This window comes from Fontibacillus panacisegetis (genome assembly GCF_900102215.1).
In the GTDB taxonomy this organism is placed as follows: Bacteria; Bacillota; Bacilli; order Paenibacillales; family Paenibacillaceae; genus Fontibacillus; species Fontibacillus panacisegetis.
Genome location: NZ_FNBG01000002.1, coordinates 100623 through 113603 on the forward strand (window position 1 = coordinate 100623; position 12981 = coordinate 113603).

General features: G+C 43.5%; 15 protein-coding genes. All 15 read right to left on the minus strand.

Going from position 1 to position 12981, the window contains the following annotated elements:
* Window positions 1-10: 10 nt before the first annotated feature.
* Entirely contained in the window at window positions 11-2089 is a 2079-nt protein-coding gene (gene glyS, locus BLS49_RS02985) for a glycine--tRNA ligase subunit beta (RefSeq protein WP_091226617.1), read from the minus strand.
* On the minus strand, window positions 2082-2969 hold the full coding sequence (glyQ, locus tag BLS49_RS02990; protein ID WP_091226619.1) for a glycine--tRNA ligase subunit alpha: 888 nt from the start codon (window positions 2967-2969) through the stop codon (window positions 2082-2084). Before glyQ ends, glyS begins: the two co-directional genes overlap by 8 nt.
* Window positions 2970-3304: 335 nt before the next feature.
* Window positions 3305-4054: a DNA repair protein RecO gene (gene recO / locus BLS49_RS02995; protein WP_091226620.1), complete on the minus strand. Its 750-nt coding sequence runs from the start codon at window positions 4052-4054 to the stop codon at window positions 3305-3307.
* A 40-nt stretch (window positions 4055-4094) separates the two neighbouring features.
* A complete protein-coding gene (locus BLS49_RS03000) occupies window positions 4095-4235 on the minus strand; it encodes a YqzL family protein (protein WP_091226621.1) in 141 nt (46 codons plus the stop codon).
* Window positions 4236-4382: 147 nt separating this feature from the next.
* On the minus strand, window positions 4383-5285 hold the full coding sequence (gene era / locus BLS49_RS03005; protein WP_091226623.1) for a GTPase Era: 903 nt from the start codon (window positions 5283-5285) through the stop codon (window positions 4383-4385).
* Window positions 5286-5588: 303 nt separating this feature from the next.
* Window positions 5589-5996, minus strand: a complete 408-nt coding sequence (locus BLS49_RS03015; protein WP_091226626.1) for a cytidine deaminase — start codon at window positions 5994-5996, stop codon at window positions 5589-5591.
* A 27-nt stretch (window positions 5997-6023) separates the two neighbouring features.
* A complete protein-coding gene (locus tag BLS49_RS03020) occupies window positions 6024-6404 on the minus strand; it encodes a diacylglycerol kinase family protein (RefSeq protein WP_091226628.1) in 381 nt (126 codons plus the stop codon).
* A complete protein-coding gene (gene ybeY, locus BLS49_RS03025; RefSeq protein ID WP_091226630.1) occupies window positions 6405-6902 on the minus strand; it encodes an rRNA maturation RNase YbeY in 498 nt (165 codons plus the stop codon).
* On the minus strand, window positions 6892-9165 hold the full coding sequence (locus BLS49_RS03030; protein WP_091226631.1) for an HD family phosphohydrolase: 2274 nt from the start codon (window positions 9163-9165) through the stop codon (window positions 6892-6894). Before BLS49_RS03030 ends, ybeY begins: the two co-directional genes overlap by 11 nt.
* 37 nt (window positions 9166-9202) lie before the next feature.
* On the minus strand, window positions 9203-10174 hold the full coding sequence (locus BLS49_RS03035; protein ID WP_091226633.1) for a PhoH family protein: 972 nt from the start codon (window positions 10172-10174) through the stop codon (window positions 9203-9205).
* Window positions 10175-10180: 6 nt separating this feature from the next.
* Window positions 10181-11359, minus strand: coding sequence for a sporulation protein YqfD (gene yqfD, locus BLS49_RS03040; protein WP_091226634.1), 1179 nt, complete (start codon window positions 11357-11359; stop codon window positions 10181-10183).
* A gap of 2 nt (window positions 11360-11361) precedes the next feature.
* Complete coding sequence (yqfC, locus tag BLS49_RS03045) at window positions 11362-11649, minus strand: sporulation protein YqfC (RefSeq protein WP_091226636.1); 288 nt, start codon at window positions 11647-11649, stop codon at window positions 11362-11364.
* Between the two features lie 110 nt (window positions 11650-11759).
* A complete protein-coding gene (locus BLS49_RS03050; protein ID WP_091226638.1) occupies window positions 11760-12203 on the minus strand; it encodes a GatB/YqeY domain-containing protein in 444 nt (147 codons plus the stop codon).
* Window positions 12204-12218: 15 nt separating this feature from the next.
* The gene (gene rpsU, locus BLS49_RS03055; protein WP_005547957.1) at window positions 12219-12392 is read right to left on the minus strand and encodes a 30S ribosomal protein S21; all 174 of its coding nucleotides are present in this window, start codon (window positions 12390-12392) and stop codon (window positions 12219-12221) included.
* 124 nt (window positions 12393-12516) lie between these two features.
* The gene (locus BLS49_RS03060) at window positions 12517-12909 is read right to left on the minus strand and encodes a histidine triad nucleotide-binding protein (protein WP_091226639.1); all 393 of its coding nucleotides are present in this window, start codon (window positions 12907-12909) and stop codon (window positions 12517-12519) included.
* Window positions 12910-12981: the final 72 nt, after the last annotated feature.

Below are 12981 nucleotides of genomic sequence, written 5' to 3' on the forward strand. Positions count from 1 at the left end.
AATATCTTGATTATGCCCAGACAAGCTTGCTAAAATCAGCGAACTGTTTCAAATCGTTATCAATTGCAGCAAGCAGAGCGAGACGGTTTTTACGAATATCCTCATCTTCAGCCATAACCATTACAGCATCAAAAAATGATGTAATTTCGTTTTTGAGTCCACTAAGCAATTTCAGTGCATCTACTGCATTATCATCATTCAGCGTTGAGCTATACTTCTCATTAATAGAGCGCCAATCTTCGTATAGCTGTTTCTCTGCAGGATCGCTGAGCAGATCGGATCTTACAGTCAAGAAATCAGCTTTAGCTGCCAGATTGCTTACGCGATTCCATGATTCAACAGTCGTTTTGAAATCCTCTTGCCCATTTACAGCATCCATTAATGCAGCGCCGCGATCAACAACAGATACAACATCATCGTAGCCAGCGGCCATAACTGCATCAACGACATCATAACGAAGGCTATCGGACAGCGTTTTTCTTACACGTAAACCGAAGAAATCCATCAGGTCCTTCGAAATCTCTTCTTCAGAACGTTTCAAACCATGGAATTGTTCGTGAGTTTCGAGTGCGATTGTGAAAATATCCGATAAGGTAATGTCCAATTTATGATCCAACACAATTTGTACAATACCAGCCGCTTGACGTCGCAAGCCGTAAGGGTCCTGTGAGCCAGTTGGAATGATACCAATGGAGAAGCATCCTGTAATCGTATCTATTTTATCCGCAATGGAGACGATTGAACCCACTTCAGAGCTTGGTGCGCTTTCACCTGAGAAACGAGGTTGGTAATGCTCGAATACACCCTTAGCTACAGACTCGGATTCTCCAGCCTTACGAGCATAGTCTTCACCCATAACGCCTTGAAGCTCAGGGAATTCATATACCATCTGAGTAACCAGATCAAATTTACAAATCTCAGCAGTGCGATTCACAGCTTCAGAAGTTCCGGTATCTACTTTCAGCAGCGTGGACAGCTTCTCGGCATTGCGACGGATACGGCGAACCTTGTCTCCTACTGTTCCCATCTCTTCATGGAATACGATGCTTTCAAGCTTGGACAGAGCATCCTTGATTGCCAGCTTTTGATCTTCTTCATAGAAAAATTTCGCATCGGAAAGACGAGCGCGAAGCACTTTTTCATTACCTCTAGCAATAACATCAAGGGATGACGCATCACCATTACGAACTGTAACAAAAAACGGAAGCAAGGCTCCCTGCTTATCCAATACCGGGAAATAACGTTGATGCTCACGCATCGAAGTGATCAGTACTTCCTGTGGAATGTTCAAGAATGATTCTTCAAATTTACCGAATAGTACTGTTGGAGTTTCGACCAGGAACAGCACTTCCTCCAGCAAATCGTCCTTCACTGCAATATTCCAGTCTTTATCCTTGGCAAGAGCATTAATTTGATTTTGAATCAGCTCCTGACGTTCCTTAACATCAGCAATTACATGTTGTAAACGCAACGCCTCTACGTAAGTCGAAGGCTCTTGAATGGTAATATCCTGACCCAAGAAACGATGTCCTCGCGTCACATTGCCAGACTTAACGCCTGCAATTTCCAAATCAACAACGTCGCTACCAAACAACGCGATGATCCAACGAATTGGACGAACAAATTTGAAGTCGTAATTGCCCCAACGCATGTTTTTAGGGAAATTCATAGCATGCAAAATACCAAGTAATCCTTCAGCCAAAATTTGCGAGGTTTCCACTCCTGTAGTGCTTTTGTTTACATAAACGTATTCAGTGCCACCCACGTCCTTGAAAGTAAACTGCTCAGGGCTGGCGCCTTGACTGCGAGCAAATCCAAGCGCAGCTTTACTCCATTCGCCTTTGTCATCAAGAGCGATTTTGCGGGAAGGGCCTTTCACTTCTTCATGAACGTCCTCTTGCTTCTCTGCAACATCCTTGATGAGTACCGTAAGACGGCGTGGTGTTGCATAGCTCTCAACAGCTCCATGCTTAATGACAGATTCCTCTAGCCATTTCTCCGTACGTTCTTTCAATTGCTCCATAGCCGCGCGAATAAAACGGGCAGGCATTTCTTCCAAGCCGATTTCAAATAACAGATCCTTAGCCACGGACAGCGCCCCCTTTCTGAAGCATTGGGAATCCAAGCTTCTCACGTTCCTCCAAATATGTCGCAGCTACCTGACGAGCTAAGTTACGAACGCGGGTAATGTAACCTGTGCGCTCTGTTACACTAATTGCACCTCTTGCATCAAGCAAGTTAAATGTGTGAGAACATTTCAATACATAGTCATAAGCAGGGAACACCAAATGCTGTTCCATCGCTTTAGCTGCCTCTTGCTCATACATATTGAACAAAGTGAAGAGCATTTTGACATCAGATATTTCAAAAGTATATTTGGAATGCTCAAACTCGGCCTGATGGAATACATCACCATAGGTTGTGCCATCTACCCATTCCAGATCAAATACATTTTCTTTATCCTGAATATAGGAAGCAAGACGTTCCATACCGTAAGTTATTTCTACAGCAACTGGATTCGCTTCAATACCGCCAACCTGTTGGAAGTACGTAAATTGCGTAATTTCCATTCCGTCCAGCCATACTTCCCAGCCAAGACCCCAAGCACCGAGGCCCGGATGCTCCCAGTTATCCTCAACGAACCGGATATCATGCTCAAGCGGGTTAATACCGAGACGCTTCAAGCTCTCCAGGTAAATTTCTTGGATATTGTCTGGCGATGGCTTCAAAATAACTTGGAACTGGTGATGCTGATACAAACGGTTCGGGTTTTCTCCATAACGTCCATCCGCCGGACGACGGGAAGGTTCCACATAAGCTACGTTCCATGGTTCTGGCCCAATCGAACGCAGGAAAGTCATCGGATTCAGCGTACCTGCACCTTTTTCCACGTCATAAGGCTGTACCACGATACAATTTTGTTCCGACCAAAACTGTTGCAGGGTCAAAATCATTTGTTGGAAATTCATGATTTACACTCCTTCATCATAATTAGCCGACAGGAGGAACATACCAAAAAACTCTCGCCTCCTACGCCTGCTGTCAGACGTAGGGACGAGAGTTGTATTCCCGCGGTTCCACCCTACTTGATTTGCACATTTGCCTTAACGGCATTAGGACAAATCCTCTTTTCACGAACAATTGTTCACGCTCCCGGGTTGCCCTTTCATGAGTCTTTCCGACCGGGCTTTCACTACCCCCGATTCGCTAATACGGATCTAGCACCTCATTACTTTTCCCGTTCAATGCGCTACTCTCCAATAGGAGAAATTCTTATCTATAATAAATGATTTTATATCGTTCGTCAAATTTCGTATTTGTCTAATTGATCTAGAAAATTACGTGATTTCAACTTTAGCCCAAGCTGCATGTCCATAAAGGCTCGCATCACCGTTTTCAGTTCTGACTTCGTAGTATCTTTTACTTCGATATTGCCGAGTCTTCTTAAATCCATTTTCTCAAACAGAGATAACAATTTGTACGTTCCTGAAGATACATTAAATGCTGCTGGATCATGGTATCGACATCGACTGCACAATTTCCCACCTAATCTTGCACTTACAGTCATCGAGTCGTCCTCACGCCCACATGAGATACATGTATCGAAAGAAGGACCATACCCTGCAGCCTGCAGCACCTTCATCTCATACAAATGTGTGATTATCTGCGGGTCCTTCCCTGAAGAGAGACCTTCCAGGCAAGCCTTAAGCTGTGTGAACCAGAACTGACCCACTTCTTCATCCTGAAGCGTTCGATCTAGCAATTCACAAGCATATGATGCGTAGGCTGCAAGAAATAAATCCTCACGTAAAGAAAAGTGAGATTCAATAATCTCACCTTGATTTAAGGTTCCCAGCCCATTATTTTGACGGTAAAATACATATTCACCATAGGTAAAAAGCTGTGTCAGCGCCGCATGACGACTCTTAAGCTTTTTAGCTCCGCGTGCCAGCACTCCGATTTTCCCATGAGTCTCTGTGCACAGCGTAACAATTTTGTTGCCTTCACCATAATCCATGCTGCGGATGACTATACCCTCCACCCTGTATAACATGTCTCTTCCCCCAAACTTACTGGGCTCCCCGAATAAAAAACTAATCCTCCATCTCCTGCTGGTCGATCAGTTCCTCGGAGGCAGCAGACTCCTCCTGGGATTCGGTGCCGGCTTCTTTATAGAGCATATAAGCATCGACATCTCCAGTTATTGCAAAATACTTCCACGAAAAATCTCGCATACGTATTCACCCTTTCTTCGGAAATGACGCCTGCATCTTCAAAGATTAGGATGTACGATCGAGCGGGAAGTATGTGTTGCAATAACTCCCAGTTTGGATTTTGATAACGAAATGCTTCGACAAGGAGTTTTGCGTCATCAGATCATTCTATGCATCACGGTGGAAGCCGAGATCTTTAAGAACGCGTTCCTGATTGCGCCAATCTTTTTTCACCTTAACCCATAACTCCAGAAAAATTTTAGAGCCTAACAAGTTCTCAATATCATGTCTTGCCCGTTTGCCAACTTCTTTGAGCAAAGCCCCCTGCTTCCCGATAATGATCCCTTTCTGGGAATCACGCTCTACAAAAATGACAGCTGACAAATAAACAACACCATTCTCCTCAACCTTCATGTCTTCTATCGTGACAGCAATGGAATGTGGTACTTCCTCACGTGTCAAATGCAGTATTTTCTCACGAATCAATTCCGCACATACAAATTGCTCTGGATGGTCTGTAACCTGATCATCAGGATAATATTGAGGACCTTCCGGCAAATATTTCTCCACCTGATCAAGAAGTGTATTCACATTGTTCCCCAGCTTTGCAGAGATCGGAACAATTTCTGCGAATGCATACAGCTTCCGATACTCCTCGATAATAGGGAGCAAGGCTTCAGGCTCAATCCGATCAATTTTGTTCAACACTAGAATGACAGGAGTTCGTACATTTTTAAGCTGCTCAATAATGTAACGATCCCCCCCGCCGAGTCCCTCTGCAGTATCTACAAGGAAAAGCACGGCTTCAACCTCACCAAGCGTGTTCAGTGCAGTATTGTTCATAAAGTCACCGAGCTTGGATTGACGTTTATGGATGCCTGGAGTATCGAGGAAAACTACCTGCATGGTTTCAGTCGTATATACTCCGTGAATTTTATTTCGTGTCGTCTGCGGTTTGTCAGACATAATTGCAATTTTTTGACCAATAACTTGGTTCATCAGCGTTGATTTCCCAACGTTTGGTCGTCCAACAATTGCAACAAAGCCGGATTTGAATTTGGATTTAGCCATGTATAAAATAATCCTTTCTTAATAAAACAGTAATATTATAGCTGGTTTAAAATGTTAAGCTGCGACGATACCTGCAATAGTGCATCTTTTTCTCTTATTTTCCTTCATTACGAAACATTCCTGCAAAAATGCAGTCTTTTCATTGTAAAACTTGAGCTTTAAGTCAAAATCCTGTGAAATTCCTGCACATTTGCAGGCTTTTTCCCCACATCGGCTGTTCCATTTCAGATACCTGCATATTTGCAGCTTATTGTCGGTCTTTTGCAATATAGAAGCTGCTCGTACTAAGCAAGCTTACGTGCTTTACTTTGAAGCAAGCTGAGATGGACCAAATGAGTACGGAAGCAACTCGCTTACTGTCGTCTGACGAATGTCACCTTTTAGATTGCCCAGAATGACAGGCATTTCTCCATGACAAAGCTCAAGTAATACCTGTCGGCACACACCGCACGGTGCGATCGGCTCATCGGTATCGCCAACAACGGCGATTGCTTGAAATGTCCCAGGCTTCAAGCCATCGGCAATTGCCCGAAACATGGCGGTCCGCTCCGCACAATTCGTTGGACCATACGCAGCATTTTCCACATTACATCCATGATGAACATGTCCATTCTGATCAAGCAGCGCTGCCCCAACTCCAAAACCGGAATAAGGTATATACGCTTTGGTATGAGCTTTAATCGCTTCCTGAAGCAGCCAATTATAATCCATGCGGTTATCTCCTTTACGAAAATAATATTATGAAGATATAATTCCAAGCCAGGTGACTACTGGTTCATAAAAAAGCACAATACCTATCAGAACGGCAAAACAAGCTGCAATCAAGACGGCCCCGGCGGCGGCATCCTTAGCCATTTTGGCCAAGCTATGCCACTCCGGGGTCACGAGATCCACCACTGCTTCAATAGCGGTATTAAATAATTCCGCACTTATTACAAATCCAATAACTAATAATAACAATGCAATGTCTCTCAAGGAAAGACCAAAATACAGCGCAGCTAACATCACAATTACGGCTGCCACTAGATGAACTCTCATATTACGCTGAGTTTTGAGCGATACAACGATTCCTTCCAGCGCATATCGGAATGTGTCGCTCCATTTACAATTTGGTTTCATTTAGCGAACAAGACCAACCTGTGCAAGAACTGCTTCCTGCTTGCCCATCATTTCCGCTTCACTGGCCTCATCCTGATGGTCGTAGCCGAGCAAATGAAGAAATCCATGGACGAACAAAAAACCGATTTCACGTTCAATTGAATGTCCATATTCTTCACTCTGCGCCTGCGCCCGTTCTACAGAAATAATAATGTCACCGAACATATCTGTCAGGTCGTCGAGCTCTTCATCTTCCTCAACCTCATAAACGATGTCGAGTTCCTCATCCAACGATTCATTCATCGCAAAGGAGAGTACATCTGTCGGGCGGTCAATTCCCCGATATTCACGGTTCAGAACATGAATCTCTTCGTCATCCACAAAAGTAAGAGCAACCTCGCCCTCTTCGACGCCCTCTGATTCCGCTGCTTTTTGTAGTACTGTATTCAGAAGCTCTATCAGATCATCTCTGATTTCCAGCTTGTCCTGTTCATTGTTCCAATCCAGTTTAAGCGCCATGCGTCTTTTGCCCCCTGTCTGAATCCTCTGTCACTTTATCCTTCTTTATTTGCTCTGGATATTCGATTCGGGAATGGAATATTCCCATCACCGTCTCTTTCAACGTCTGAGCGATAATATCAAGCTCCCGCATCGTTAAATCACATTCATTGAACTGATGATCATCAAGCCGGCTCTTGATAATTTTCTCGATCATCGTTTCAACCTGTTCTACTGTTGGCTTACGCAACGAACGCACGGCAGCTTCGACGCTGTCTGCGATGCCGACAACCGCAGCTTCTTTGGATTGCGCTTTTGGCCCGGGATAACGGAAATCCGCTTCAGTAAAATCAGGCTCCATGCCTTGCTCTTCGGCAAGCTTTAATGCTTTGTGATAAAAATAGTGCAGAAAGGTAGTGCCATGATGCTGCTCCGCAATATCGCGAATCGGCTTGGGTAGCTTGTAATCCTTCTGCATTTCAGCTCCGTCACGTGCATGAGCGATAATAATGGACTTGCTCAATTTCGGATCGATAAAATCATGCGGGTTCTCTATATTGTTCTGATTCTCAATAAAATAGCTTGGTCGCTTTGTCTTCCCGATATCGTGGTAATACGAGCCAACCCGGCACAATAATCCATTAGCACCGATTGCCTCTGCGGCTGCCTCAGACAAATTACCGACCATCACGCTATGATGATAAGTACCTGGCGTTTCTATAAGCAGCTTCCGTAGCAGCGGATGATTGGGATTGGACAATTCAATCAGTTTTAATGCAGACAGAATACCAAAGGTAACTTCAAAAAACGGCATCAACCCGATAACAAGTATTGTAGTCAGCAATCCTCCTGCAATCGCGAAGCCGATCGCATAAAGTGTGCTTGATTGTGTCCACCCATTATTGTTAATCAGAATTACTGAAAATACGCTAAGCGAACCAAACAAGCAAATCATAATGCCTGCTTTTAACAAAGTAGATCGCTGGCTTGCCCGATGAATAGCAAATATAGATGCAAAGGAAATGACTAGTGTAAACAATCCAAACTGAAAATCAAAAATATCTCCCTGATGTACATTTAATATAATGCTGGCCAGAATACTAAATAAAATGGAGCAAATGTATGCCAACGACAGATCAATCAGAAGTGAAATCAGCATAGCACCTGTTGCTATTGGAGCCAGATAGCCGATGTACGGACGCTGCTCATTCTGAACAATACTAACAATATGCATAGATGCGATCGTTATAAGAATAATAAGCAATAGCATAACAAATTGAGAATTGTTGTACTTGAATCTGCTTACTCCTTCAGATTGACGAATATACATAATCAGTCCAATGCCGAGTAGGATAGACAACACTAAAAGCCCAAACTGAGGAGAATAGTTTACCTGATCTTTCAGCAGACCGTTCTTTTCCAACAGCGTGTACATTTCCTGGGTAATTTTTTCACCCTTCTCGACCAGTACATCACCCTGCTTAATGTACACTGTCGGCGTATTTTCACGGGCATCGACCTTCGCTGTCTTGGTTGCTTCCTCATCATAAAATTTATTCGCTGTAATAGCGAGACGAGCAAGCTCTTGAACGACCTCACGTGAAATACGTTTGCTAAGTGAACTAGTGCTGACCATTTCAGCCACTTTGGCGCGAGCCGTCTGTGCATCTATAATTTGGTCAGTGGTAAGACGTGCAACAATATCCGCTGCTACCGGCTTCATCTCATTGATATCATCCGATGTCAGACGAGGAATTTTAATGAACGTTTCCTCCGCAATTTGATAACGCTGCTCCACTATTTTTGAAGTTACCTCGTTAAACAGTGTCGTTGAATACGTTGCAGAGCTACGGTTGTTTTTAATAAAATTTTGAATATGATCATTAACCTTCTGAGGAAGTTCTTCACGGTAAATATTAATTTTATCCTCTACAGACACCTGATCATCCTGATTCAATCTAAAAATCCGATCCAGCATTTGCGAGACAAGCGCCTCATTGCGCAACGGAAGAATCGTGTAGACTTGTCCGACCTTCTCCGCCGCTTCTTCCTGCGCTTTCAAGGTTTCCTTCGTATTTGGAATTTCCATTGGCGCCAAAATCTCTTTGTCACTTGGAAGACCTACAGCGATATCGTAAGTTTCAGGCAACAGCTTTGAAGCCATACTGAAATAGAGCATAGCAATCAACAGCACAAATAGTGAATAACGCACTGTTTTGCTATGTTTCCAGCCTGATGTTTTGGAATGTAGCGTGTCCTTTTTTTGCTGTTCGTTTGTAGTCATAGAGACAGCCCTCCCGTAATATTACAGCCTCCAAACTTTAACTCTGAGAGTCCGCAGCACGGTCATAAGCAACAATAATTTTCTGAACCAAGGAATGTCTCACGACATCGGATTCTGCAAATTGAACAAATCCAATTTCCTCAATGCCTTGAAGAATTTTTTTAGCCTCGATTAATCCTGATTTTTTGCCCTTCGGCAAATCGATTTGCGTTACATCGCCTGTAATGACCATTTTTGATCCAAAGCCAAGACGCGTAAGGAACATCTTCATTTGTTCTGGTGTCGTGTTCTGTGCTTCATCTAAAATAATAAACGAATCGTCAAGAGTACGTCCCCGCATATAGGCAAGCGGTGCGATCTCGATCAACCCGCGCTCCAGAGCTTTCGCCGTCTGTTCAGGCCCCATAACATCATACAACGCATCATACAATGGCCGCAGATAAGGATCGACCTTCTCCTGTAAATCACCCGGGAGAAATCCGAGGCTTTCGCCAGCTTCAACCGCAGGACGTGTCAAAATAATTCTTTTGACCGAACCTTCCTTAAGCGCCGAAATAGCAAGAACGACTGCAAGGTATGTTTTCCCTGTACCAGCAGGTCCAATCCCGAATACGATATCCCTTTTTTTGATCGTCGTAACATAATGCTTCTGCCCAATGGTCTTGACCCGGATCGGCTTACCTCGAAAAGTAACCGCAATCTCACCCTTATATAAATCAAGTAGCTGGTCAGCCCGAAAATCTTTAGCCAGATCTATCGCGTACAGGACATCTCTTTCAGTAAGTATGTAGCCGTTACGGATCAGCTCCAGCAGCACCTCAAATAATTGCTGAACCTTCTCCACTTCCCTGTGCTCTCCACGAATCGAGATTTCAGATTCTCTCAGAGCAATTCCGGTCTCTAAATTTTCTTCAATCAATTTTAAAAAAATGTCCTGGGGCCCAAACAACGCCAGACCCTCAGACGCATTTTGAAGACTTATTTTAATCGTGACAAGTTGTTGTGACAAATGTCCTCATTCTCCTTGATTGTGTACTATTGGAAGTTCTTCCGCTATGTTTTGTTCTACTTCAAAAAGCACTTTCATATAAACTTTACCATTGTCTGTCTTCTCATGCAAAATTTTTTGTTCCAGAATTACACTTGTACGTCCATTTTTAGCTATAATATCACGTTTTGCTCGCTCCAGCCCGGATTTCATCGCTTCATCCTCTGATAATTTCAGCTCGATCTCTGTCGTCTCCAGCACTTTTTCACTCATCCAGCCGATCGGAAGCTTCATGCTTCTCCATGTTAACGGATCTATCTCCGTCAAGGTTTGTGATTTTTCAAAAGTGACTTTACCATAGCCTGTCAACTGAATAGCTGTATTTCCAAAAAACAAATATCCTCTTTGCTTCTTTTCCCCGGTATATATTTTTTGCTTTCGAACGAGTGGAACCTCAATATTGTACTCATGCCATACATTACCACGAACTTCACCTTTAGATACTACGATTTTGTTACCCTGAATACCTGAAATCAGAATTTGTCCTTTTCTCACCCGATCATTTTTTTTGACCTCAGGTTGACCTCTTTCAGCATAAATATATGAGACGATGCCATCCGATTTGCTTACAAGGTGACGAGGATTCATCAGTTTTTTTACTGGTTCAGCCGCTTCCACAACTTGTATTGTAATTTGTGTGCCAGTTCGAGAGACGCCTACCCATGACGTTCCGGGCAAATTACGAGTTAAATTGGCAGACAGCTTGTCTTGCTCAGGAAGACGAAAAATCCACTGAAAAGGATATATCCCTTCTTGCCGTGCGGCGCTTAATACATCCTCAGAGGCAATTTTTTCGTTGCCAACTACCTTAACATCCCATACCAAAGAAGATAAACAAAAAATAATGACGATAAACACAGTAAAGCCAAAAACAAACCATTTTCTGCCCCATAATCTCATCATTACAAAAGGCATTCCATACCGTTTTTTCACCTTGACTCTGCAGCCTGTCCGCTTTAATAACGGACGCAACTGAAGAAAGTCCGTTACTCGAATATTCATTTCCATTTTCCCATCAGTCAATGGTTTCAGGTCCCATATCTCAACACCTTGCCTCGCCAGTTCATTAATAAGACGTTTAATACCTTCTCCTCTAACGACGATGGTGACAACACCACGCATCTGGGACAACGACGGTAATTTCACACTTATTCCTCCGTTCCTCGATATTTGATGCCATCAATGCGTCCTTCTATGACAACCTCTTCAGGCATAATCTCCTTGATCACCAGTCCACTTCCTTCTACTTCCAGATAGCCCTTATTGAGCTCCAGATGCAATGATTCAGGAGAGAAGTGGACCACACCCCGGTGGTTCTCTATGTAAAGCTGCTTACCTCCGATCAGGGTGAGCCTGGGCAAATCGAATACGAGGTCCTTCGGCAGGTCGAGTGCGTCGACCGTCCATTTCCGAAATTTACGGACAAATCGGCTCATAATGAGGCAATCCTCCTTCCTCTACTGTACAAATTATGCGTAAGGAATGGATTTTATGAGAAACAGAAAAAACACCCTCTACAAATGTAGAAGGTGTTAATCTGCTTGAGCTATTGCAGTTGCTGTTGCACTGCCTGATTTACAAGCTTACCGTCCGCCCGTCCTTTAACCTTGGGCATCAAGGCGCTCATCACTTTCCCGATATCGGCTTTCGAAGAAGCACCGGTTTCCTGGATGGTCTGCTGTACAATGACTTTAATTTCTTCTTCGGTCAGCTGTTCGGGTAAGTACCCGGCAATGATTTCCGCTTCCGCTTTAGCATTTGAGGCAAGATCTTCACGACCCGCTTTTTCAAATTCTTGGAGGGCATCTTTGCGCTGTTTGATTTCACGACTTAGGATATCAAGCACTTCATTATCGTTCAAAGTTCTTTTCAAATCTATCTCAAGATTCTTAATCGTAGCACGAATCATTCGAATGGTGGAGAGTTTGAACTTGTCTTGACTCTTCATCGCCTGCTTCATATCTTCGTTCAATCGCTCGCTAAGATTCATGGTAGCATAATCCTCCTAAAACTTTCTCTTACGAGCAGCCTCAGACTTTTTCTTGCGCTTTACGCTTGGCTTTTCATAATGCTTGCGTTTCTTCACCTCAGCCAATACGCCATCTTTTGCAATGGAACGTTTAAAGCGACGAAGTGCAGCATCAATTGTCTCGTTTTTGCGAACTTTAGTTTCAGACACCAGTTTTCCCTCCCTCCGACCAGACCGTCCAAGAGCATAACACGGTTCATCAATCTTCATTATAGGGGAAAAATAAATAGGGTGTCAACCTGACAACCCTTATTTATATATTCTGAATCATATATTATGCATGGGAATTGGAACCTTGTACCAATGCACCCAATTTAGCTCCTCCAAGAAGATGATAATGCAGATGATGCACAGTTTGTTCGCCGTCCTTACCGCAGTTATTGATCAAGCGGTATCCAGACTGGGCAATTCCAAGCTTTTCAGCTACTTCCTGAGCCACTTTGTGAAGCTCGCCGATCAATGCAAAATCCTCCATCTCAACCTCATTCATCGAAGAAATATGCTTCTTCGGAATAATCAGCACATGAACCGGAGCTGCAGGCTGAATATCATGAAAGACCAAAAAACGGTCATCTTCGTACACTTTATTCGATGGAATGGTTCCTTCGACAATTTTACAAAACAGACAGTTATCCAACTGTATCCCTCCTGGTACGTATATAGTCATTCTTCACAATCATACCGAAAAAATGCAAAAAAAAGAAGCACCCAGCTAGCTCAAGGAGCTTCACTGATCGCA